At 39.5% G+C, this 23044-nt stretch carries 21 protein-coding genes; 10 read left to right on the forward strand and 11 right to left on the reverse strand.

Annotated features, from left to right (window positions below; all coding sequences use genetic code 11):
* Window positions 1-327 precede the first annotated feature (327 nt).
* Window positions 328-480, forward strand: a complete 153-nt coding sequence (locus B3139_RS09650) for a hypothetical protein (RefSeq protein WP_293882353.1) — start codon at window positions 328-330, stop codon at window positions 478-480.
* A gap of 230 nt (window positions 481-710) precedes the next feature.
* A complete protein-coding gene (locus B3139_RS09655) occupies window positions 711-1733 on the forward strand; it encodes a LacI family DNA-binding transcriptional regulator (protein WP_293882355.1) in 1023 nt (340 codons plus the stop codon).
* Between the two features lie 140 nt (window positions 1734-1873).
* On the opposite strand, the gene uxuA is transcribed toward B3139_RS09655, so the two are convergent.
* From uxuA to ettA, 9 genes are all read right to left on the reverse strand, one after another.
* Window positions 1874-3034, reverse strand: coding sequence for a mannonate dehydratase (gene uxuA, locus B3139_RS09660; RefSeq protein ID WP_293882357.1), 1161 nt, complete (start codon window positions 3032-3034; stop codon window positions 1874-1876).
* A gap of 12 nt (window positions 3035-3046) precedes the next feature.
* Window positions 3047-3865, reverse strand: a complete 819-nt coding sequence (locus tag B3139_RS09665; protein WP_293882359.1) for an SDR family oxidoreductase — start codon at window positions 3863-3865, stop codon at window positions 3047-3049.
* A 105-nt stretch (window positions 3866-3970) separates the two neighbouring features.
* Complete coding sequence (ccoS, locus tag B3139_RS09670; RefSeq protein WP_209579138.1) at window positions 3971-4132, reverse strand: cbb3-type cytochrome oxidase assembly protein CcoS; 162 nt, start codon at window positions 4130-4132, stop codon at window positions 3971-3973.
* Between the two features lie 5 nt (window positions 4133-4137).
* Window positions 4138-6531: a heavy metal translocating P-type ATPase gene (locus tag B3139_RS09675; RefSeq protein WP_293882364.1), complete on the reverse strand. Its 2394-nt coding sequence runs from the start codon at window positions 6529-6531 to the stop codon at window positions 4138-4140.
* 9 nt (window positions 6532-6540) lie between these two features.
* Window positions 6541-7911 (reverse strand): oxygen-independent coproporphyrinogen III oxidase, encoded by a 1371-nt coding sequence (gene hemN / locus B3139_RS09680; protein WP_293882366.1) that lies wholly within the window; start codon window positions 7909-7911, stop codon window positions 6541-6543.
* Between the two features lies 1 nt (window position 7912).
* Window positions 7913-8329: a lactate dehydrogenase gene (locus tag B3139_RS09685; protein WP_209579136.1), complete on the reverse strand. Its 417-nt coding sequence runs from the start codon at window positions 8327-8329 to the stop codon at window positions 7913-7915.
* 245 nt (window positions 8330-8574) lie between these two features.
* Window positions 8575-9642, reverse strand: a complete 1068-nt coding sequence (locus B3139_RS09690; protein WP_293882368.1) for a response regulator — start codon at window positions 9640-9642, stop codon at window positions 8575-8577.
* Between the two features lie 68 nt (window positions 9643-9710).
* A complete protein-coding gene (locus B3139_RS09695; RefSeq protein WP_293882370.1) occupies window positions 9711-10895 on the reverse strand; it encodes a PAS domain-containing sensor histidine kinase in 1185 nt (394 codons plus the stop codon).
* Window positions 10896-10904: 9 nt separating this feature from the next.
* On the reverse strand, window positions 10905-12587 hold the full coding sequence (gene ettA, locus B3139_RS09700) for an energy-dependent translational throttle protein EttA (RefSeq protein ID WP_209579133.1): 1683 nt from the start codon (window positions 12585-12587) through the stop codon (window positions 10905-10907).
* Between the two features lie 185 nt (window positions 12588-12772).
* Between ettA and B3139_RS09705 the strand changes: the two genes are divergently transcribed.
* A complete protein-coding gene (locus B3139_RS09705; protein WP_293882373.1) occupies window positions 12773-15298 on the forward strand; it encodes an ATP-dependent Clp protease ATP-binding subunit in 2526 nt (841 codons plus the stop codon).
* A 137-nt stretch (window positions 15299-15435) separates the two neighbouring features.
* A complete protein-coding gene (locus B3139_RS09710; protein ID WP_293882375.1) occupies window positions 15436-15843 on the forward strand; it encodes a hypothetical protein in 408 nt (135 codons plus the stop codon).
* A 63-nt stretch (window positions 15844-15906) separates the two neighbouring features.
* Here the strand turns inward: B3139_RS09710 and recN are convergent, their stop codons facing one another.
* On the reverse strand, window positions 15907-17568 hold the full coding sequence (gene recN, locus B3139_RS09715) for a DNA repair protein RecN (RefSeq protein WP_293882377.1): 1662 nt from the start codon (window positions 17566-17568) through the stop codon (window positions 15907-15909).
* 300 nt (window positions 17569-17868) lie between these two features.
* Between recN and B3139_RS09720 the strand changes: the two genes are divergently transcribed.
* Both B3139_RS09720 and B3139_RS09725 read left to right on the forward strand, forming a co-directional pair.
* Window positions 17869-18483 (forward strand): sprT domain-containing protein, encoded by a 615-nt coding sequence (locus tag B3139_RS09720; RefSeq protein ID WP_293882379.1) that lies wholly within the window; start codon window positions 17869-17871, stop codon window positions 18481-18483.
* 67 nt (window positions 18484-18550) lie between these two features.
* The gene (locus B3139_RS09725; RefSeq protein WP_209579128.1) at window positions 18551-18964 is read left to right on the forward strand and encodes a hypothetical protein; all 414 of its coding nucleotides are present in this window, start codon (window positions 18551-18553) and stop codon (window positions 18962-18964) included.
* A 173-nt stretch (window positions 18965-19137) separates the two neighbouring features.
* Here the strand turns inward: B3139_RS09725 and B3139_RS09730 are convergent, their stop codons facing one another.
* Window positions 19138-19398 (reverse strand): hypothetical protein, encoded by a 261-nt coding sequence (locus tag B3139_RS09730; RefSeq protein WP_209579127.1) that lies wholly within the window; start codon window positions 19396-19398, stop codon window positions 19138-19140.
* A 277-nt stretch (window positions 19399-19675) separates the two neighbouring features.
* Here B3139_RS09730 and B3139_RS09735 point away from each other — a divergent pair, with 277 nt between their 5' ends.
* From B3139_RS09735 to B3139_RS09750, 4 genes are all read left to right on the forward strand, one after another.
* Window positions 19676-20083: a hypothetical protein gene (locus B3139_RS09735; protein WP_293882381.1), complete on the forward strand. Its 408-nt coding sequence runs from the start codon at window positions 19676-19678 to the stop codon at window positions 20081-20083.
* Between the two features lie 120 nt (window positions 20084-20203).
* On the forward strand, window positions 20204-21079 hold the full coding sequence (locus B3139_RS09740; RefSeq protein ID WP_293882383.1) for a hypothetical protein: 876 nt from the start codon (window positions 20204-20206) through the stop codon (window positions 21077-21079).
* Between the two features lie 38 nt (window positions 21080-21117).
* The gene (locus tag B3139_RS09745; protein ID WP_293882385.1) at window positions 21118-22386 is read left to right on the forward strand and encodes a MutS-related protein; all 1269 of its coding nucleotides are present in this window, start codon (window positions 21118-21120) and stop codon (window positions 22384-22386) included.
* 95 nt (window positions 22387-22481) lie between these two features.
* On the forward strand, window positions 22482-23042 hold the full coding sequence (locus B3139_RS09750; RefSeq protein WP_293882387.1) for a plasmid pRiA4b ORF-3 family protein: 561 nt from the start codon (window positions 22482-22484) through the stop codon (window positions 23040-23042).
* Window positions 23043-23044 lie beyond the last annotated feature (2 nt).

Consider the following 23044-nt stretch of genomic DNA (forward strand, 5'->3'; position numbering starts at 1 on the left):
TTGCAGTTTTTTTCTTTTCTATTTTTTCGATTTCCGCGTGTAACCCACATTAACCCCCTCTTTTTTCAGTGTTTCCTCCCTCGAAGCAACCGTTCCTCCCTTGCGGAGTGGTGCAAAGATAGGAAGTTTAGGAACAAACTTCCAAGCCTTTTGTTCTTATTTATTTCATTTTGGGCATAACTGCCTGGAAAGATGGGAGATTCTTTTTCGGCAGCCCCCTCCCGGAGCGGAACTGCAGGGACAGTTGGCCGGTGAAAGGTTCTCCGGGCGGGGGGGCGGGCAGCCGGCAGCTGCGCTATGACGGAATGGCCGGAGAAGTCGAAGTATGTGGAACGCACGCCGCCGGGGCTCATGACCGGTATCTTGCCCAGTTCGCATGAAGCAGGCAGCGCCGAGCTGAATTTAAACGGCCGCAATATGGTCGCATTGGGCGGCCAATGGAGGGTATTTAAAGCTACATCATATTATGGGTTAGTTTAGGGTTTAGTTAGGGTTTAGTTAGGGTTAGTTTAGGTTTAGTATAGGTTGTACCTATACTAAACCTAACTTAAGGCTAAGCTATAGGTAAACAAAAACCAAACTAAGGAATAAGAAGGTGGTAACGGTGTATTGCGTAACATGCCTGCTACAGAGTAACAATGCAAGCATATAAAAATGCTTATATATATTTTTTTATGTAGATTTATCTTCTTAAAATAACCAACAAAGCGATGAGCAGAACTACCCTGAAAGATATAGCATTGGCACTCAATATTTCTGTTTCTACGGTTTCCAAAGCATTATCGGACAGTTATGAAATAAGTGAAGCCACTAAAAAGATCGTTCAGGAATACGCCAAAAAACATAATTTCCAACCAAATAAGTTGGCAAGAAGCTTAAAAATAGGAAAGTCCAACACCATAGGAGTTATCGTATCCAATATCAGCAATACATTCGTTTCACAAATTTTGGATGGGATCCAAATAGCCTCTCAGCAAACCGTGTATGATGTTATTTTCATGCAAAGCCGGGAAGACGAACGGATTGAGAAAAATTGTATTGACGTCTTGCGTATGCGTGGAATTGATGGCTTAATGATAGCTCCGGTATCTTCAGATTCAAATATTGATGAACTAAAAGCATTGATAAAATCTCAGATACCAGTTGTTATCTTTGATCGTATCAACCACCAGCTTGATACATTTAAGGTGGGTGTCAATAATTTTCAAGGCGCCTACAATGCCACAAAGCATCTCACCGAGCAGGGTAAAAAAAGTATATTGCATATTACGGGAAAGAACTTGGGTGTGGCAACCGAAAGGTTAAATGGCTTTATATCTGCTTTATCAGACGCGGGAATTCCTTTTGATAATAAACACTATATTGAATGTAGTTTGAATAACACCAAAGATATAGACCAAACAATTCGAGAAGTTTTGCTAAAAGAATGTATTGAAAACAAAAATATCGATGCAATTTTCGGTGCTACAGATGTTATTACAAGCCGGACGCTGGGTATTTTGGCCGATCTTCAGATCCAGGTTCCTTCTGAGGTAGCTGTAATTGGCTTTTCAAATACACAAATTGCAGCTTCATTAAATCCGGCACTATCCACAGTTGTACAGCCAGCAATAGAAATTGGGGAACTAGCGACAAACAAACTAATCGCCACCATTAATCAAACAAGACCAATACATGAATTTGAAACGATTGAGCTCCCGACACAGCTTATTATTCGCAAATCTTCCCTATAATGTTTGCCATTATAGTGTTTGTCCACATAATTAAAATAAAAGTCGGAAAATAAGAAGTAAGCGCCCCTATTTTCCGACTATCATTGCGTCTGATCTAAATTACCGCATAAGATCGCTAATCTTTACGTGAATTATTGGCATCATTCACCAATAATACCATATTCTAAACCCCGCAATTCAGCTAGCCCTCTCAGTCTTCCAATCGCAGAGTATCCTGGATTTGTCACCTTATTTAGGTCATCCAACATCTGATGGCCATGATCGGGCCTGAATGGAATAGCTATCGATCTCAATTGATTTTCAGCAACCAATATCTTCATAATTTTATACATATTGACATCACCATCCAAGTGGTCTGCTTCGTAAAAACTCCCGATCGCATCCTTCTTCACATTACGTAAGTGAACAAAGTTTACACGCCCTTTGATTTTTTCTAGGATAGCTGGCAAATCGTTTGTCTGACTGGCACCCAATGATCCTGTGCAGAAACAAACACCATTGAATTGCTGTGGAACTGCATTCAGAAAGTAGTCAAAATCTTCGCCGTTACTGGCAATGCGGGGTAAACCTAAAATAGGATACGGTGGATCATCTGGATGAATGGTCATACATATACCGTTCTCCTCACAAGTCGATGCAATCCCCTGAAGGAAATAGATCAGATTATCGCGTAAACCGTCTTTTCCAATATGTTTATAGGTATTAAGGCTCGCTTTCAATGCGTCCAATTCCACACTTTTTTCTCCGGGGATTCCCATCAAAACAACATTTGCCAATTCCTGCTTTTGCTGTTCAGAAATTTCATCATAACGTAAAGTCGCCTGTTTGACAACAGCTTCTGGATATGCTGACCTAGCTTCATCACGTTTTAATATAAATATATCAAAGAGAGCCAGATCAATCCAATCAAAATATAAGGCTTTTGAGCCATCTACCATGGTTAAATCCAATTGGGTACGTGTCCAATCCAGCACTGGCATAAAATTATAGCAAATCGTCTTGATACCACATTTCGCCAGATTAATTAACGTCGTATTATATTTTTGAAGATACTCATCCACCTTTGCCCCTTTTGTCTTAATCTCCTCATGTACCGTCACACTTTCCACCACAGACCAAGTAAGGCCAGCGTCTTCAATAATGCGTTTCCTTTCTTGAATATCCGCAAGTGGCCATACCTCACCGTGTGGAATGTGATGTAACGCTGTCACAATACCAGTTGCTCCAGCCTGTTTAATATCCTGTAAAGATACGGGGTCATTTGGACCATACCAACGCCATGTTTGTTCTAGTTTTCTCATCTTAAAACTTAATTATACGCCGCACCATGCATTAAAGCCGCCATCTACAAAAACAGTTTCGCCTGTCACAAAAGCCGATGCATCGCTCAATAAATAGATTAAAGTCCCTTTTAACTCACGCGGGTCACCCAAGCGGTTATAGGGCGTTGCATTAAGAATACGTTTAGTACGATCACTATGTGTACCGTCGGGATTGATCAATAAGTTTTTGTTTTGCTTGGTTAAGAATACTCCTGGCGCAATCGCATTGACACGAACCTGATCACCGTAACGCTGCGCAAGTTCTGTTGCCATCCACTTTGTATAACCATCGATTCCGTGTTTTGCTACGGTATAACCCAAAACACGCGTGAAGGGACGACTAGCAGTAAGGGAAGATATATTAACAATGACCCCCTTTCCGCTTTCTGCAATCACCCGGCCAATAATATGGGTAGGAATCATCGTACCATACAGGTTAAGCTCAATGGCTTTGATGGTATCCTGAATATTGCTAGCAAACAGATCTTGATCGGCACCGATTGTTGCACCTGGAATATTACCGCCAACCGCGTTAACTAAGGCGTCTATTCTCCCCCACTTTTGCAACACTTCATCCTTCGCCCTGCTGACATCCTGTTCGTTCATGATATCTACTTCCACAAATATAGCTTCGCCGCCTAGGGACTCCACTTGCTGAACACGCTCTACACCGATCTGTCCATTACGTCCCAGGATTGCGACCTTGGCCTCTGCCTCGGCTAATGCCTCCACAAATGCCTCACCTAAAATTCCTGTACCGCCCGTAATTACGACTACCTTATCTTTTAATGTAAATGGATTATTATGCATAAATTTTTGATTCAAATTGGTATTTACCCCCAATTTTATTGATAATAACCTTAAATACAAAGAAAAGTAATTGATTTAATTACGATAACGTTTTAGTTACGCCACCTATTTTTCATCTCCTTCTGTCATTTCGTCATCAAACAGAATCCGAATAGCAGGTGTATAGGTATCGTTATGCTGACCAGTCTTATTTGCCCAAAAAAAAGCGCATAGAAAAACCAAGGCCAACAACACACTACACCCGATCAGAATATATATTATTTCCATAAGAACTAGAGTTTACGGCGTTTGGCATACCATCTTGTCATAAGACTTGTAAAGGAGATGATGGTTACCGTACTTATTGGCATTAGAATCGCTGCAAATAACGGCGACATAATACCCTGCACTGCAAAGCTCAACCCAATTACGTTATATAATAGTGAAATGCCAAAGCTCATATGTATTACTTTTACCGCATCCTTGCTAAAAGCGAAGAAATCCGGCATTTTTGAAAATGACTCCCCATCGAGTATCGCATCGCAGCCCGGTGAAAAGTTATTGATATCATCGCTTACAGCGATTCCAAGATCAGCCTTGCGCAATGCTCCTGCATCGTTAAGTCCGTCACCAATCATGCAGACATGCTTTCCAACCTCCTGAAAATTTTGAATTGTCTCAAGCTTTTCCATAGGTGATTGATTGAAAAGCAAACTTGCATTTGAAGGAAAAATGAGCTGCAACGCATCCAGGCGTCTATCGTTATCACCAGAGATTAAATGGAGGTGATAATTTACTTTAAAATCTTCAATCAACGCCGAAAGACCATCCCGCCAGGATTGCTCCATAGTAAAGTATCCTTTTAGCTCGCCGCCTATGCGAACAAAAACCACCGACCCATCTGTTTTAATATGTCCAATATCAAGAAAACCTCCGCTACCGATTCTAACTTCATTACCATTTACCTTGGCCTGCATCCCCTTTCCAGGAAATTCCTTAAATTCCTGCACTGCACTAATAGAAGAGACGTTGAGCCACTTGACAATTTCGCGGCTCAATGGATGGCTGGAATTTCTACAAACAGCACTCAGCACCTCTTTGTCGACTGCTGAAAGGCTACCTTCGAAATAAATTGAGGTTGCCTTGGGTGATGATATTGTACCAGTCTTATCGAACACCAAGGTATCAATCGTTGCCATCTGTTCAATGGCAGCAGTATTTTTTACATAGAACTTATTTCGATCAAAAATACTTAACGCCGCGGAAAGGGTAAATGGAGAGCTCAACGCCAACGCACATGGACATGCGATAATCAATACCGCCGTAAAAGCTCCCCAAGCCCTGCTTGCATTTCCATCAACAGCCCAAAATAGCGCTGCCAATAATGCAATAGCCAATAAAACAACAGTAAAATATTTACTTATAAAGTTGACAAAAGTCTGAAAATGTTTGTCATAATCTTTATAATTATCGTTATTCCACAATTTTGTCAAATAAGATTGTGAAATAGGTTTGACTACTTCAAGTTCTATCGCTTCGCCGGTTTGACGTCCGCCTGCATAGATAATTTCGCCCAAGGTTTTGCTCATCGGGCTCGATTCTCCGGTCACGAAACTGAAATCGATCGCAGCATCCCCTTTTAAAAGCATCGCATCGGCAGGGATAATTTCGTTGTTGCGAACCAAGATACGATCACCTACACTGACGTCTGCCAGTTGTACGGGTCTGTCGCCAGATTCGGTCAATACGGTTACTGCGACGGGAAAATAACTGCGATAATCCCGTTCAAACGAGATATGATAATAGGTACGTTGTTGTACCCATTTTCCGATCAATATAAAAAACACCAAGCTGCACAGCGTATCCGTAAAACCTGCGCCCGTCTGTGTAACCACTTCAAAAGCAGAACGCAAAAACAATACAAGAATCCCGAGGGCCAACGGCACATCCAAATTCAAACGTCTTTGTTTCAAGCTCAGGTAAGCCGATTTAAAATAGTCCCATGCACAATACAATAAGACAGGAATACCAAAGGCAAGGTTTATATAACCAAAGAAATTGGCATATTCCTTTTCAAAACTCCCCATTCCAAAATAATCGGGAAAGCTGAAGAGCATTGAATTTCCAAAACAGAAACCGGCAACAGCAATTTTTGCGACCAAAGGATTTAGATTATTCTTATTTCCTTCTTTAACAACATCCTGTAAAGTGATTTTAGGATCATAACCTATATTCACCAAAAGATAGACTAAATCTTTCAGTGGTAGTTCATTGTGATTGAATGTAATGCTCGCCTGCTTTTTCATAAAGTCCACACGCGATTGCAACACATGAGGGTTGAGTTTATATAAGTTTTCCAGCAGCCAGATGCAGGAGCTACAGTGAATAGCTGGAATATAAAAAGTGATGATGGTCATCTTATCATCTTTATAATCCACTAATTTACTGGCAATCTCGGGTTCATCCAGATAAGAAAAATCTTCATGCGTAGATTTGTTCGATTTACCAGGATGCTGATTATAGCGATAGTATTGTTGCATGCCACTATCGTTCAGCACCTGGTATACAGTCTGACATCCCAGGCAGCAAAAGTCATGATGATCTAGCCGATAGCCAGTTTCTTCGATTTTATCACCACAATGGAAACATTTTTCTGCAAGTTGCACTTCTTCCCTAAGCTCTCCCATTCCTTTGTTCTAAATTGCTTGACTAAATAATTGATTTCGTGTCCTTGAGCGCAATAATCGCTGGTCAAAGGCCATGCAGATATTTCTTAAAAAAGATCGGCCGACAACAGTACACGCTATAAGGTCGCCCGTTATCGTTACCAAACCGTCTGCTACGAGCTCGGATAATTCGTCTTTAATTTGTCCGTTTAACGGCTCACCTTCTTGCAACTGTACTTTACCTTTACACATCATATCTAAGATATAACGTCTTACAATGAGGTCCTCTTCATGGAGTAAATGCCCCTTTACAACAGGCAACTCGCCTGTTTCAATGAGCTTATGATATTCCTCTACCGTCTTTACGTTTTGAGCAAATGCACCCCAGGCGTCACTGATTGAAGAAACCCCTATACCGATGAGCAAGGGGCTAAATCGATCTGCATAGCCCATAAAATTACGGTGCAATCTTTCCTGTTGAAAGGCTACAAATAACTCATCTTCTTTTTTCGCAAAATGATCCATACCGACATCTTCATAGCCATGCGCCAAAATCATTTTTTTCCCAAGATTATAAAGGGCTAATTTGGCAGCACCACTGGGCAGGTCCGCTTCGGTATAATGCCGTTGACCAGGTTTTATCCAAGGCACGTGCGCATAGCTATAGAAGGAAATCCGATCAGGGCTTAGCTGCATTGCTTTTTGTATCGTATCTTCCACTGTAAATAGTGTTTGCTTAGGCAATCCATAGATCAAGTCGAAGTTAATGGAGTCAAATCCAATTTTTCGCGCATTCAACATAACCAACTCCACTTCTTCCAATGTTTGTTGTCTGTTAATCACAAACTGGACAAGAGGATCAAAATCCTGTATACCCAAACTGAGCCGACGGAATCCCAAACTAAATAAAGTTTCTAAATGAGTGACAGTTGTGTTGGCAGGATGAGCTTCAAAGGAGAATGAACTGTCTGGGGCCACATCTGCGAGTTTGAGAATTCCTTCGATAAGCATCTTCAGATTATCCGGATGAAAAAAGGTTGGTGTCCCTCCTCCCAAATGTATCTCTGCCAGCACTGGCCTTTCGCCATTAAATAGAGCGACATACATCTCCCATTCCTTCAAAAGAGATGCGATATAGGGTTCTTCAACACGATGATTTTTTGTGATACGGGTGTTACAGCCGCAATAAGTACATAGGCTTTCACAAAAAGGAAGATGGATATATAAACTAATCCCTTTTTCTTTCGACTGTTGAAATGTCTGGTACACTTGAGCTGTCCAAGCCACTCTAGAAAATGTTTCGTTATCCCAAAAAGGAACAGTAGGATAGCTTGTATAGCGCGGTGCCGCTACGTTATATTTCCGCACCAATTCTTCCATTTTAACCTGCGTTGTCATCATTTTATTTTAGTTTTTTAGCACAGTCGTCTAAACAACAACAGGCTTTTCCCACACATTTTTCTATCCCCCATAGGTTGAGATTCCGAACAGTTTGCTCAGCCAATCCTTTTGGACTTTGATCTTCAAATGGGGCATTAGCAATCTGTATATTCAGATCGCCAGCCTTTGCCAGATCAATATGAGTAGTATCCTTACTTCTGGTCATAATCTTATTGATTCCTAACCCTTTTAAATTAAGTAGCATGCTCTCGTCCAAAATATCGCTCACGGAAATCACTACCGCATCCTTTCCACGCGCGTAGTTCTGTGTTTCCGCATTTAACCCATTTGAAATCAAAGTCAAATCATGTTGTTTGGCATTCGCTAGTGCCCAAAACTCTTTTTCAAATGATCTTACATTATATACTACTACTTTCATCCTGATTCTACAATCACCAATTAAGGTTTATCCTAAGAACAAAAGTAAATCATGCATAAGCGCAAAACCATGATACAGCACCACACCTTAAAATGATTTTTATCACAATTCGCAAATGCCTATGACTATAGGCGCTGGTTATAAAGCTTCATTCAGAGCAACGACCTGCCCTTTCAGAGAAAAGGCGTGTTCAGAAAAACTGAACACGCCTTTAAAATATTATTTTTAAATCTCCGTTTCTTTACCTACTGTTTCACATCTCGAAGGTTCCTGATCGAATTGATATATATTTTACCTTTCTCTTTCGATATCAATTTTTCTTCTTTAAAATCGGAAAGCATACGGGAAACTGTTTCATTTGCAGTCCCTGCGATTGACGCTAAACCATCCCTTGTCACATCAATTGAACACGTATTGACGGCATTGATATTGATACCACTTTTCTCGGCAACACTGAGTAGCGCATTGGCGACACGTTTACGGACAGAGTGATAGGCAAACCCGAGTAATTGCTCTTCCTTTTCACGTAAATCGACAGAAAGAAGCTTTATAAACTTACTGGCTATTGCTGGTTTTTTCCAAAGCAACTCCAAAAAACTATCTTTTGGGATCAGTACAATTTCGCTTGGTTCAACCGCTTCAGCATAGTCTTCGTAATTATCATTCAACAAGATAGAGGCATATCCAAAGTAATTTCCCTCAATAAAAATACCTGTAGACAGTTCTCTTCCATCTTTATATGACTTAAAGCTACGCACCTGACCAGATTTCACAAAATAGACATATGTTGGCGAATCATCTTTTTCATAAATAGATTGTTTTTTCTTCACTGTCTTTACACGTGAATTAACAATGAGCTCCTGCAGCAACAGGACTTGCTCTTCGGCGTTCAAACTAAAATCTCCCTCTTGAGGGATATCTGCCGCGAGCTGTTCATGTCTTTTAAGGCGTACATCTATCGCGTTCATCAATTCGACATCATCAAAAGGTTTCGTCAAATAATCGTCTGCTCCCATTTCCATCGCTTTACGCATATCTGCACGCTCCGCTTTTGCAGTTAAAAAAATGAATGGGATTTTAGCTGTACTTTCAATTTTACTTAGCATAAATAACACCCCATATCCATCCAGCTCGGGCATCATGATGTCGCAGAGAATCAAATCAGGAATATGCCTGGTCGCCAGGTCAACTCCAATACGTCCATTTTCGGCCGTAATGACATCATACCTACCTGTCAACTCCAATATTTCGGTAGTTCCCTCCCGGATGTCAATATTATCTTCAATAATTAGAATTGTCTTTTTATTTCTCATCTGCAATTAATTATTCTATCGTCTTTATGTTTGAAACGTTTATGCCTCGTTTTATTACCAACTCCACTTTACCTAAAACTCACCCGGAATGAGGTTCCCTTATGCACTTCAGACTCAAATTCCATCTGACCTTCCATGAGTTCTATATACCTTTTTACGATATTCAGTCCCAATCCGGTTCCCGGGATGTTACCTGTGTTATGTGCTCGAAAAAATGGCTCAAACAAATGAACCTGATCTTCTTCGGGTATTCCAATACCGTTGTCCTTTACTGATATTAAGCAACCTTCCTCGTCGATACACGTTGTAAACTCAATTAATGTATCCTCTCCTGAATATTTGATCGCATTGGAAATGAGGTTAACCAAAGCATTTTTCAACAAATTAGAGTCTAAGGTAAAGTGGCCGATTTCTCCGGTATGCTGATAAACAATATGCTGATTTTTTTTACAGATCAACTGCATTTCCTCGGTGATTTCCTCAGCTAATTCGACCAAATTGATATATTGTTTATTTACTACAACAATACCAGTTTCGAGCTTCTCAAGGGAAAGAAAATCATTCAGAATACTGGTCAGCAATTGTACGGCCCCTTTGATCTTATTCGTATGTTTAATGATATTAACTTTATCATCCGGTCTTTCGGCATATTTTTCGATCAGAGAAGCCGACAGTTGAACGGAACTCAAAGGTGTTCGAAACTCATGCGAAGCCATTGACACAAAGCGAGATTTTAGCTGACTTAGTTCAATTTCTTTTTCCAGCGATTTAGAAACTTCTGCTTTGGCCTTTTCCAGTTCGGAAACTAAAGATATCAGATCACTCGTACGTTCGCTAACTTTATTCTCAAGTTCAACCGCATGCTGTCTAAGCATTTCCTCGGCAGCTTTCTCACGCGTTAGGTCATGAATAAATCCAGTAAAGATATTTTTATCCTTCAACCAGACTTCACTGACAGCCAATCGGAATGGAAATGTTTCGCCATTCTTTTTAAGCCCCATCACCTCGCGCCCAATCCCAATAATTTTTTTGTGGCCGGTAGTCTGATAGTTATGAATATAGGTATCATGATTACCACGATCTGGCTCGGGCATCAGCATGGAGACATTGTGGCCAATCACCTCGTCTGCCTGATATCCAAACAGTTCCAGGGCAGCAGGGTTAATGCTTTCTATATTTCCCCTGTTGTCTATGGTAATAATGCCATCAATTGCATGATCAATTATAGCAGCTAACAGCCTTCCGCTTTCCATGATTTTATATTACTTTACCAGTTTTTTGTATTTAATGCGGTGTGGTGTCACGTCACCGATACGTTTTTTCCGGTTTTCTTCATACTCGGTGTAGTTACCCTCAAAGAAATATACCTGTGAATCACCTTCAAAAGCGAGAATATGAGTACAAATACGATCCAGAAACCATCTATCGTGTGAAATCACTACCGCACAGCCGCCAAAGTTCTCTAATCCTTCCTCTAAGGCACGCAGTGTATTCACATCGATATCGTTTGTAGGCTCATCGAGCAAGAGTACATTGGATCCTTCTTTTAATGTGATCGCCAAATGTACACGATTCCTTTCCCCACCAGAGAGCACACCTACTTTCTTCTGCTGATCAGCGCCATTAAAATTAAATTTCGAAACATAAGCTCTCGAATTCACGGGGCGGTTACCCAACATCATATTGTCGCTGCCTCCTGTAATATTTTCCCAAACTGATTTTTCAGGGTCGAGGTCGTGGTGCATTTGGTCCACATAGCCCAATTTCACTGTTTCTCCCACCTTGAAAGAACCCGTATCGGGCGTTTCCTGTCCTGTAATGAGGCGGAACAAGGTCGTTTTACCCGCTCCATTTGGTCCAATAATCCCAACAATACCCGCGGGCGGCAACATAAAACTTAAATTTTCAAATAAAATACGATCACCATAAGCTTTAGAGATATTCGTTGCCTCAATGACCGAGTTACCCAGACGTGGTCCTGGAGGAATAAACAATTCCAATTTTTCTTCACGTTCTTTGGTCTCTTCGGAGGCTAATTTTTCATAGTTATGCAATCTAGCTTTTGATTTGGCATGACGGGCTTTTGGTGCCATACGAACCCATTCAAGCTCACGTTCGAGCGTTTTTTGCCGTTTTGTTTCTTGTTTTTCCTCCTGCGCCAGACGTTTTGCTTTTTGATCTAGCCAAGAAGAATAATTTCCTTTCCAAGGAATTCCTTCGCCACGATCCAATTCAAGGATCCATCCGGCAACATTATCCAAGAAATAGCGGTCGTGGGTAACAGCAATAACAGTTCCTTTATATTGTTTTAAGTGTTGTTCTAACCAATCGATTGATTCCGCATCCAAGTGGTTGGTCGGCTCGTCCAGTAACAGCACATCCGGTTCCTGCAACAATAAACGACATAATGCTACACGTCTACGTTCACCACCTGACAAATTGACAATCTTCGCATCGGGTTCAGGACAACGTAAGGCATCCATAGCTCTTTCCAATTTTGAATCAATTTCCCAAGCGTTGGTGGCATCAATTTTATCTTGAAGTTCTCCTTGTCTCGTCAATAACCTGTCCATCTCATCGGCATTTTCATACACCTCTGGTAGGCCAAATTTCTCATTGATATCTTCGTATTCTTGTAATATCGCTGTAATTTCGGCAACACCTTCCTGTACCACTTCAAGCACAGTTTTTTCCAGATCCAATTGCGGCTCTTGTGCCAAATAACCCACAGAATACCCCGGGGAGAATACCACCTCGCCCTGATAAGATTTATCCAATCCAGCGATTATTTTCAATAGGGAAGATTTACCTGATCCGTTCAAACCAATCACGCCAATCTTGGCACCATAGAAAAAAGATAAATAGATATTTTTTAACACTTGTTTTTGAGGCGGATAGATTTTGTTGACACCCGCCATCGAAAAAATGATCTTCTCGTCTGACATAAAATTTAAAAAAATTCGAAAACTCTTGTTATATTAACATACAAATGTAATCTTTTATACTGACATTTTGGACGTATAACGGTCATGGCTTAATTGTTGATGACATTATTTAAAATAAATTTAAGGTTTAAAATGCAGAATTTACTACATTTATATAACCTTAATATAAAACAGAAAGGTATTCAATGGAAGCAAAATTTTCACCGCGCGTAAAGGATGTCATATCGTACAGTAGAGAGGAAGCTTTGAGATTGCGTCACGATTATATAGGAACAGAGCATTTATTGCTCGGTTTAATTCGTGAAGGCGATGGAATGGCGATAAAAATCCTTAAAAACATAGGCATTGACACGACAGCACTACGTCAATCTGTGGAAGACGCAGTGAAGGGAGCATCAGTTTCACGCGCTCCTATTGGCAACATGCCATTAACAAAACAGGCTGAAAAAGTTTTGAAGATTACTTATTTGGAGGCTAAAATATTCAAATCGGATATCATCGGAACGGAGCACCTATTATTGGCTATCTTACGAGATGAAGATAATATCGCTTCTCAGATTTTACAACAATACAATGTGACTTACGACATCTTCAAATCTGAAGTGGAGCAAAATAGAACCACCATTAAGGATGAGGCTCCGGGCTCTCCTACAGGCGATGATGATTTTGCTGAGGATGATCAGTATGTCCAACCTAAAAAAGTTTCGGATATCAAATCTAAAACTCCAGTATTGGACAACTTTGGCCGCGATTTGACCAAAGCTGCCGAAGAGGGTAAATTAGATCCTATTGTAGGTCGCGAAAAAGAAATTGAGCGTGTTTCTCAAATTTTATCCCGACGCAAAAAGAACAATCCCCTATTGATCGGTGAACCCGGAGTAGGTAAATCGGCGATTGCCGAAGGTCTTGCGCTTCGGATCGTTCAACGAAAGGTATCACGTGTATTATTCAATAAGCGTGTCGTCACATTGGATCTTGCATCCTTGGTTGCTGGCACCAAATATCGTGGTCAATTTGAGGAGCGTATGAAAGCGGTCATGAACGAACTGGAAAAATCACCGGATGTCATTTTATTTATCGACGAGATTCACACCATAGTAGGTGCAGGTGGAGCTTCAGGATCGTTAGATGCTTCCAACATGTTCAAACCGGCTTTGGCAAGAGGCGAAATTCAATGTATCGGTGCTACAACATTAGACGAATACCGTCAATACATTGAAAAAGATGGTGCTTTGGACCGCCGTTTCCAACGCGTAACCATTGAGCCGGCTACACATGACGAAACGGTTGAAATATTGAACCGTATCAAAGAGAAATATGAAGATCACCACAATGTGACTTATACAGCCGAAGCTATTGAAGCCTGTGTATCGTTAACAACCCGTTATATTACGGATAGGTTTTTACCAGATAAGGCAATCGATGCGTTAGACGAAGCGGGCTCTCGTGTGCATTTGAATAACATACATGTACCACAATCTATTATCGACATTGAAAATAAAATTGAAGAGGTCAAATTAGAGAAAAACAAGGTTGTTCGGAGTCAAAAATACGAAGAAGCTGCGAAGTTGCGTGATACAGAAAAGAAATTGATCGAAGAGCTTGAGAAAGAGAAAATAGCTTGGGAAGAAGAAACAAAATCTAAACGTTATACTGTTTCAGAGGAAAATGTTGCTGAAGTAGTGGCGATGATGACCGGTATTCCTGTGCAACGGGTTAGTCAGTCTGACGGTCAGAAACTGTTGAATATGGCGGAGCTGATGAAGGGAAGAATTATTGGTCAGGATGATGCCGTAGGTAAATTGGTGAAAGCGATCCAACGTACACGTGCAGGCTTAAAAGATCCTAAAAAACCAATTGGTTCCTTCATCTTCTTAGGTCCTACTGGTGTTGGTAAGACAGAATTAGCTAAAGAATTAGCGCGCTTCATGTTTGATACAGAAGATGCACTGATCCAAATTGACATGAGCGAATACATGGAGAAATTTGCAGTATCTCGCCTTGTTGGAGCGCCTCCAGGATATGTTGGTTATGAAGAAGGTGGTCAATTGACTGAGAAAGTACGTCGTAAGCCTTATGCCGTTGTCTTATTGGATGAGATTGAGAAAGCGCATCCGGATGTATTCAATCTGTTGCTGCAGGTATTGGACGAAGGCCAATTGACTGACAGCTTAGGCCGCAAAGTGGACTTTCGAAACACTATTATTATTATGACTTCTAATATTGGTGCACGCCAATTGAAGGAATTTGGTCAAGGTGTGGGTTTCACTACTGCTGCAAAGTCACAACAGTCGGATGCACATTCTCGTGGAGTGATTGAAACAGCTCTGAAAAGAGCCTTTGCGCCAGAATTCTTGAACCGTATTGATGATGTGATTGTATTTAACTCATTGACAAAGGAAAATATCTTCAAAATCATCGATATTGAATTGAAGTCATTATTCAAGCGTATCGCAGATTTGGGTTATACCATCAATTTGACGGATGAAGCAAAAGATTTCATTGCGGATAAAGGTTATGACAGTAATTTTGGAGCACGTCCGTTAAAACGGGCAATACAAAAGTATTTAGAAGATCCAATTGCGGAAGAAATCCTAAAAGGAACTGTGCAAACTGGTTCGGTGTTGACGGTGAGCATTAATCCTGAAACGAATGATATTGAGGTATCTAGTTCAGATTCTAAGTCTTCAAAAGATACTGCTGAGAAGTAAGCCATAGTCGTATCTAAAAATAATTTTATAAAAATGCACCTTTATGGTGCATTTTTTGTTATAAACAAAGTTGACGTTAAACTTTCGAACTATTTTATCGTCATATAATAAAAAATCTCACAAATAACACACACAATATGAAAAGACTTTTATTCGCAGCATTACTTGGAACCGCAGCTTTGGTTTCATTTTCTTCTTGTAAGAAGGAGTATATCACACAAGAGGTGAACGTTTTAGACGGCACAAGTTACGTATTTCCTGTAAAATCGGCGGATTGGGATAGAGAAGGCAATAATACGTATAGAAAAGACATTCAGATCTCAGATCTTGATAAACGTTATTATGAAGACGGTCACGTAAGTGTAGCAATCAATGTGGATGCTACACCTGATCGGTATGTAGCGATCCCTTCTGAATTAAAGGGCTACAAGTTTTCGTACAACTATTCCATCGGCGTAGTACGTATATACGCTAATGGTCTAACAAGTCCACCCGAAAACATGATTGTTAAGGTCGTTCTAACTGACGCTACTATCGGAAACTAGTAAAAAATATGAAAATAACAATGCCTCAATAGTTAAATCCTTTTTGAGGCATTGTTGTATTCATTACCCCTTCAACAACAACTCCGCATGTTCCAGCGCAGCATCCGTTGGATTGGCTCCGCTGAGCATCTGTGCTATTTCAGTAACCCTACCCGCATTGTCTAATCGAACAATGTTGGATATTGTCCGATTGGCTTTATCTTCTTTGTACACTTTATAATGGGCAGCACCTTTAGCGGCAATCTGGGGTAAATGTGAAATAGCAATGACCTGCATATTCTCAGCTAAACTTTCCATTACTTCACCTACACGCAACGCCACCTCACCAGAGATCCCGGTATCGATTTCATCAAAAATAATAGTCGGCAGGGCAGAAGTTTTGGCAACTAAAGATTTTATGGCTAACATTACCCGTGAAAGCTCACCTCCAGAGGCCACTTTATGGATGAATTGCATTTCCTGCCCTTTATTGGCAGAGAACAAAAATTGGATAGCATCCATTCCGGATTCCCGCATCTCTCCTTCCTTTAAGGGCTCTAAATTAATTTGAAGACGTGCATTGGGCATTCCCACATTTGCTAAGGTAGCTTGCACTTCTTTTGCGATTAACGCCAACACTTTGCTCCTGCCTACTGATAGTTCCCTACCATTTTTCTGAGCAATGTTCAACTTAACGACTACCTCTTTTTCCAGCCGCTCCAATTGCTCATCGGAAGAATTTATGGCCATCAACTTGGACTCAAGCTCATCCCTGAGCCGAATAAGCTCCTCAACGGAGTCCACATGATGCTTCTTCTGTAATGAGTAGAGTAAGCTCAGTCGCTCGTTAATTTCCAACAAAGTACCCTCGTCGATTTGTGTCTCTTCTTCAAGAGCACTTATCTCTGCGGCAACGTCCTTGAGCTCAATCCATGTGCTCTTTAACCGCGCAGCCAAATCTGCTGTTTCAGGAAGAAATGAAGTGATACCTTCCACTTGGCTCATAGCGTCCTTCAAACGGCTTAAAACAGCCGTATCATCATTTTCCAATAGCTGCGATGCACCGGTTAGCGCGCGCTTAATATCTTCTGCATTTTCCAATTGGCGCTGTTGTATTTCGAGCTGCCCCTGTTCATCGGACACCAATTGCGCTGCATCAAGTTCATCAAATTGGAACTGAAAATAATCTTGTTCTAATGCAGCCTTTTTTACCAGCTCCTTAAATTCTTCGAGTTCCTTTTTTGCTCTCTTATAAGCAAAGAAACTATCTCGATAATCTTGCTTTAATGCAAATGTGCCCGCGACACTGTCGACCACTAAAAATTGGAACTCTTCCGTATTGATCTGCAATGTTGCATGTTGAGAATGTACATCGATCAATTGTTCTCCCAACTGCTTGAGAATAGTTAGGGTAACTGGAGAATCATTAATAAATGCTCGGGATTTACCATCGGGAGTGATTTCTCTTCGAATAATGGTATGATCTGCATAGTCTAGGTCATTTTCTTCGAAAAAATTGAGTAATTTGTAGGAACCTATTTTAAATTCTCCCTCAATCACACACTTCTTCGTTGGATCGAAAAAGTACTTTCCCTCTACTCTATTTCCTAAAATTAACGATAGGGCTCCCATAATAATGGATTTACCAGCCCCAGTCTCCCCGGTAATCATATTCAAACCTTTATCGAACTGGATTTCCAACTCGTTTATAAGCGCATAATTTTTAATATGTAAGGTATCCAGCATATTTTTAAAGGTCTTATTACAGTTTGGAGGAAATACCTTTCCTCATCATTTTGCATGTTAACATGACTTTTTCTACAGGTAATTTACCTAAAAATCAGACGATTTCAATACATTTTATTAAAAACATAGCTCCTCTGATCTATTGACATATCCGCACGTAACATTTACAAATACTAAATACTAAAAATAATATCATTTTTCCAAATTTAAAACTACTTTTTTTAGTAAAACAATTCTATTTTTGACAAAAGAATGTCGACATGCGCTTTATTAACATGAATAAATTCCTATTTTTATGTCATGCAAGATTATAGTGCTACACTAAGAAAATACATGCCCGAAGAAGCTGCTCCAATCATATCCAAGTGGATTAATCATACGCAGTGTTTATTTAAGATCTCTCGTTCCAGGAGTACCAAGCTAGGAGATTACCGCGCTCCGTACAGAGGAAGCCCGCACCGTATCTCGGTTAACCATGACTTAAACTCTTATTCATTTTTGATTACGACGATTCACGAATTTGCACATTTACAAACGTGGAATAAACATCAGCATCGTGTCAAGCCACACGGTACGGAGTGGAAAAATAATTTTAAGGAACTAATGAGACCATTTCTAGAACTGAATATTTTCCCAACCGACATTAGCCAGGCGATTCACCGCTATATGGAAAACCCCGCAGCATCGAGCTGCACGGACCTCCACCTGTTTCGTACCTTAAAGTTATATGACAGCGTCAAAAGCAGCGCCCTTACGGTAGAATCCTTAGAGGACGGGCACTTCTTTAAATTAAAAAATGGGCGTTCATTTCAGCGTATTGAAAAAATAAGGAAACGTTATAAATGCATGGAATTGACCAGCAAGCGTATGTACCTATTCCATCCAATTGCGGAGATATTTCTTTTGGAACAATGATTTTTAACAAATACATTTAATATATTTTTATCTTTGCTAACTTAGGAAATAATTAAAGAGAGCTTTTATGTTACATTTACACTCGACTATAGCAATTGTCTTATTGCTAGCCCTGGTGATATCGATCGTGATCACCCTATCAAACTATCTAGGCAACAAACCGTACAACCGTAAAATTGCTTTATTGGGTTTCATCGCATCGCATATTCAATTAGTGGTGGGATTGATTTTATTCTTTTATTTAAAGTACCCTTCGATGATCTCTGGTGCTGTAATGAAAGATCCTTCGTTACGATTTAAAATCATCGAACACCCATTGACCATGATTATTGCTATTGTATTGATCACCATTGGTTATTCTAAAGCTAAAAAGATTGAAAATGCAAAAAAAGCAAATCAAACCGTTTTGATTTTCTTCATCATCGGTTTAATCTTGATGCTTGCTCGTATTCCTTGGTCTACCTGGTCTCTTTTCGCTTAATAGCACGCGACACACGATATAAAAAAAGCCTTCCAAATTGGAAGGCTTTTTTTATATATGATATTTGTATTTGACAATCCACCTGTATTGTTAACGTCCTAGATCATTTGCTTTATACGTCACAAAAAAAGCCTCAGTAAACTGAAGCTTTCAATATCTTTGCTGAGTAGTAATTAGTCACGGTTTTTTCCAAATCCCAAAATTCCGAACACGGTTTTGAAAGCGATAAGTGCGCCTACGATCATGGAGATGTTAGCTATTGCGGAAAACAAAAATGTTTGTTGACCCATAGACGTACAAACATCCGGTACAAAACGGATAAATGTACCTATTAAACCTAAAGCGATCGCTACTACCAATGTTTTGTAGTAATGTGTTTGATTCGCATTATTATCAGTTGTCTTTGGACCTCTTGGTTGTACAGTTTCTGCCATTTCAATTTCGATTTTATTCGATACAAATGTACAAAATAATCTATGTTAGAAAAATAAAAATTAAAAAAGCAGCGATCATCAATTATTCAGTATATTTCTGTTCATATTTTTCTATTTTTCGCCTGTAATCATGCGGATGCTCTTTCGTAATATGATATCCACCACAGTGGATGTAACCGTACGTATAGCATTGCTTTGGCTTTCCTGCCCCACTGCCATATCGGTGCTTCCTTCGATTTTTTCCCCGTAGCCACTTCTTATAGCGCCATTTTAACCAATGAATAGAAAAGCTTGCTTCGCTCCTACTATTCAAACGCACCTTTCCGGTTGCGCGACATTTACGTCGCTCAATCAAGCTATTGATTTCAAATTTTCCCATATCATTTATTCTGAAAAAGGAGAAGGCACACGCATCATATGGAAAAAGAAAAATGCGCCGAAAGGCAGCACCCGAAAAACTAACAGACCTCTGCTCGAACTTCTTAAAACTTGGATAGAACAAATCTATTTTGACAGACAAGTTAATGCTTTGGAAATTTTCAAAAGGCATAAAGCAGAATCAAGCATTAAATTTAGAGTTAGCGACAGTGAAAAGTACATGAAGATTCTATGTGGTAGCCGTCAAGCTCTATTGCAGAAAGATTCTATTGATGGAGTGCTGAGGTATTGGAAGGAAGAACTCTAGAAGAAGTGATGTGACAGTTCAATTTACAATACCATATTATCGGCTAGAATTAAGCGAATTAAAATCATTTACTTTATTTTCTTATCAAAAAATTGTATTTTAATCATAAATTATAGCCCCATGAAACGCCTATATATCTTATTTAATTTGTTATTTTTATTTTCTATAACAGTGACAGTAAAAGCTAGGATCTCCTACCATAGAAACTATCCTAACCATTTAACTGACACACTTTCTGATGATATCCGAAAGTATATTACACAATTAGCTGTTTCGGAAGGCTTAGATAAAAGCTCCATTAAAATAAAAACTGATAGCTGGGGAGAGGTAACCGTTTCAGACAACTGGGGTAAAAGTATCAAATACAGCAAAGACCACTGGAACGGATATACAAAAACGGATAACAACGGACTTAAAACATCAGTAAAACAGGATCTTTCCGGCAATATAGTCGTAAAATATAACGAAGGAAAGGAAAAAACGGTCAGGAAAAATATAAGTGGAGATTTTGATATTCCAGATTGGAGTCCATCCACTAACTTCATGAATACCCTTGATAATTTGAAGATCCGTGACATCCACGGCAACCTCACTACTATTTCAAAAAACATCTTCGGCGGTTTAGATATCAGTGATGCGAGTGGCAACCACACCACTGTATCTAAAAATGTTACAGGTGGCTTAGACATTCGTGACAGCCAAGGAAATAGTAGTCGTATATCAAAGGATGTTCTAGGAAACCTGACAATTGAAAATAACACCGGTAAAATTACAACCATTATAACAGACATATTGGGTGGCAAAACAATTGAAGACAACAAAGGGAGCCGTGTTTCTGTAAAAAAGGATATATTTGGAAATTATGAAGCCAGCGATAACAATGGAAACCATGCGTCCATAAAAAAGGATATCTTTGGAATAGTAATCATGGATGATCCAAAAGGTATCTTGGAAACTGTAAAACTTCAGCTAATCGAAGATTTAATGCAGGAGTAAAGTCAGCATAAACAATTTTAATAAACCTAAAAGCAATTATGAATGATACACAAGATTTATATTTATCAAAAGACATTTTACCCATATTTGATTATACATTAAACTCAGATAGTCATTCGGCGCTCTACAAACTTCTACAAAATCCATTATCATCTATCTCCCAAATCAACGATAGACAAACAATCCTAAAACAAATTATTTTGTCCATATCACGCGGGAATGACTACTATTACACTAAAATTGAGTATGCAGATTCACATAAGTTCTTATGTCATTTCCCACTAGAGTACCTAAAAAAAGTTGATTTTCTGACTTACAAAGTCAAAAAACGTCAGAGCAACATCTTACTTGGCGAGTATGCGCAACTAATTAACTTCTTATCCAAGCTTGAAAATGATCTCACAGGAAATATTGACCTGAATGAATTTCCCCATAAATATCAAGAGGATCTTAGGTTTGTCATAAACTATCTCCACTCCTTCAAACTTCGACACTTTACATCCAAAATCCGTAAAGGTACACTAGGCTATATTTCCATCCAGGAGCTAAACGCTATTGTTTCTGAAAACCGTAAAAATGGTGATACGCTTTTATTTTTTGAGAAACTAGCTCTTTTAGAAGCTTATTTTTCAATCGGGAAAGCAATTTATAAAAACAATTTTCAGTTCGCTACAATGAATGAATATTGTTTTCAACTCACAGAACTATATCACCCATTGCTATCTAATCCTGTAAAAAATGATATCGTTATAAACAACAATATCGTACTTATTACAGGTGCAAACATGTCCGGAAAATCAACACTGCTTAAATCCATCGGCTTATGCGTTTACTTGACTCATTTGGGATTAGCTATGCCTGCCAGCGCTGGAACCATTCCTTTTTATGATAATGTATCGATTCAAATTAATCACAGCGATGATCTAAAAAATGGTTATAGTCATTTTATGAAAGAAATTATCAAATTGAAAAACGTTGTTCATCAAGCGCATGAGGGTAAACGATGTTTCGCCATTTTCGACGAGCTATTTAAGGGGACCAACTATGAAGATGCATTGGTTATAAGTGTAAAAACGATCAAGGGTCTTCAAAAGTTTGCTACTTCTACATTCATTATCTCTACTCATATAATTGAATTACGGCAAAAAATTGCAGAAGCCAACGTCCAAGTGAGCCCAAACTATATAGACTGCAAGATTGTCGAAGAGACGCCAGCTTTTTCTTATGTATTGAAAACAGGATGGTCTAATCTGCAAATAGGTCAATTATTATTCAACAAAGAAGTACTAAATAGTCTTTTATATTGACAAGAACATCCATTGATCGACAGAGAGTGAGGGATTACAAAAATTACAGCTATTATGAGTTATTTTAATAGTGAAGAGGAATAAAATAAATACAGATGCTATTACAATTAAAAATACAGATTAAAGGGATAACAAAACCACCAGTGTGGCGAAAGTTATTAGTTCCCGATTATTTCACGTTTGACCGTTTACATCAAGTGATACAAGAAGCATTTGGCTGGCAAAACTATCACCTTTATCAGTTTTCGCCGAAAGGTTTTGGATCATATCCTGAGATTGCCATAATTGACGAAGAGTGGGACGAAGGAAATACCGAAGATGCCGAATTGTTAATATTGAAAGACATTTTAAATCAGACAGGGCAAAAGTTCACCTACATCTATGATTTTGGTGATAGCTGGACACATCAAATTGTGGTCGAGGACATTCTAGACAAGCATGTATTAAAAGCGGAGTTACTGGAGGGAAAAGGTGCTTGCCCACCGGAAGATTGCGGAAGTACTTGGGGATATCAAAATGTAAAGGATGTCATGAAAGATATACGCCATGAAGAACATGATGAGATGCGAACCTGGCTCGGCTTAGAAAAAGGTGAAAAATGGGATCCGAACTACTTTGATCTCCAAGCTGCAAAGAAGAGAGTAGCAGCGGTATAGTG

Origin of the sequence: Sphingobacterium sp. UBA1498, assembly GCF_002325125.1 — a bacterium.
GTDB lineage: Bacteria > Bacteroidota > Bacteroidia > Sphingobacteriales > Sphingobacteriaceae > Sphingobacterium.

Bases quoted from the DNA above. Each gene is read 5' to 3' on its own strand.
- B3139_RS09750 (WP_293882387.1), top strand. From the start codon at position 22,482: ATGCTATTACAATTAAAAATACAGATTAAAGGGATAACAAAACCACCA.
- B3139_RS09720 (WP_293882379.1), top strand. From the start codon at position 17,869: ATGCAAGATTATAGTGCTACACTAAGAAAATACATGCCCGAAGAAGCT.
- hemN (WP_293882366.1), bottom strand. From the start codon at position 7,911: ATGATGACAACGCAGGTTAAAATGGAAGAATTGGTGCGGAAATATAAC.
- B3139_RS09675 (WP_293882364.1), bottom strand. From the start codon at position 6,531: ATGGGAGAGCTTAGGGAAGAAGTGCAACTTGCAGAAAAATGTTTCCAT.
- B3139_RS09745 (WP_293882385.1), top strand. From the start codon at position 21,118: ATGAATGATACACAAGATTTATATTTATCAAAAGACATTTTACCCATA.
- B3139_RS09665 (WP_293882359.1), bottom strand. From the start codon at position 3,865: ATGCATAATAATCCATTTACATTAAAAGATAAGGTAGTCGTAATTACG.
- ccoS (WP_209579138.1), bottom strand. From the start codon at position 4,132: ATGGAAATAATATATATTCTGATCGGGTGTAGTGTGTTGTTGGCCTTG.
- B3139_RS09710 (WP_293882375.1), top strand. From the start codon at position 15,436: ATGAAAAGACTTTTATTCGCAGCATTACTTGGAACCGCAGCTTTGGTT.
- B3139_RS09735 (WP_293882381.1), top strand. From the start codon at position 19,676: ATGAATAGAAAAGCTTGCTTCGCTCCTACTATTCAAACGCACCTTTCC.
- ettA (WP_209579133.1), bottom strand. From the start codon at position 12,587: ATGTCAGACGAGAAGATCATTTTTTCGATGGCGGGTGTCAACAAAATC.
- B3139_RS09690 (WP_293882368.1), bottom strand. From the start codon at position 9,642: ATGAGAAATAAAAAGACAATTCTAATTATTGAAGATAATATTGACATC.
- uxuA (WP_293882357.1), bottom strand. From the start codon at position 3,034: ATGAGAAAACTAGAACAAACATGGCGTTGGTATGGTCCAAATGACCCC.
- B3139_RS09655 (WP_293882355.1), top strand. From the start codon at position 711: ATGAGCAGAACTACCCTGAAAGATATAGCATTGGCACTCAATATTTCT.
- B3139_RS09685 (WP_209579136.1), bottom strand. From the start codon at position 8,329: ATGAAAGTAGTAGTATATAATGTAAGATCATTTGAAAAAGAGTTTTGG.
- B3139_RS09725 (WP_209579128.1), top strand. From the start codon at position 18,551: ATGTTACATTTACACTCGACTATAGCAATTGTCTTATTGCTAGCCCTG.
- B3139_RS09740 (WP_293882383.1), top strand. From the start codon at position 20,204: ATGAAACGCCTATATATCTTATTTAATTTGTTATTTTTATTTTCTATA.
- B3139_RS09695 (WP_293882370.1), bottom strand. From the start codon at position 10,895: ATGGAAAGCGGAAGGCTGTTAGCTGCTATAATTGATCATGCAATTGAT.
- recN (WP_293882377.1), bottom strand. From the start codon at position 17,568: ATGCTGGATACCTTACATATTAAAAATTATGCGCTTATAAACGAGTTG.
- B3139_RS09705 (WP_293882373.1), top strand. From the start codon at position 12,773: ATGGAAGCAAAATTTTCACCGCGCGTAAAGGATGTCATATCGTACAGT.
- B3139_RS09730 (WP_209579127.1), bottom strand. From the start codon at position 19,398: ATGGCAGAAACTGTACAACCAAGAGGTCCAAAGACAACTGATAATAAT.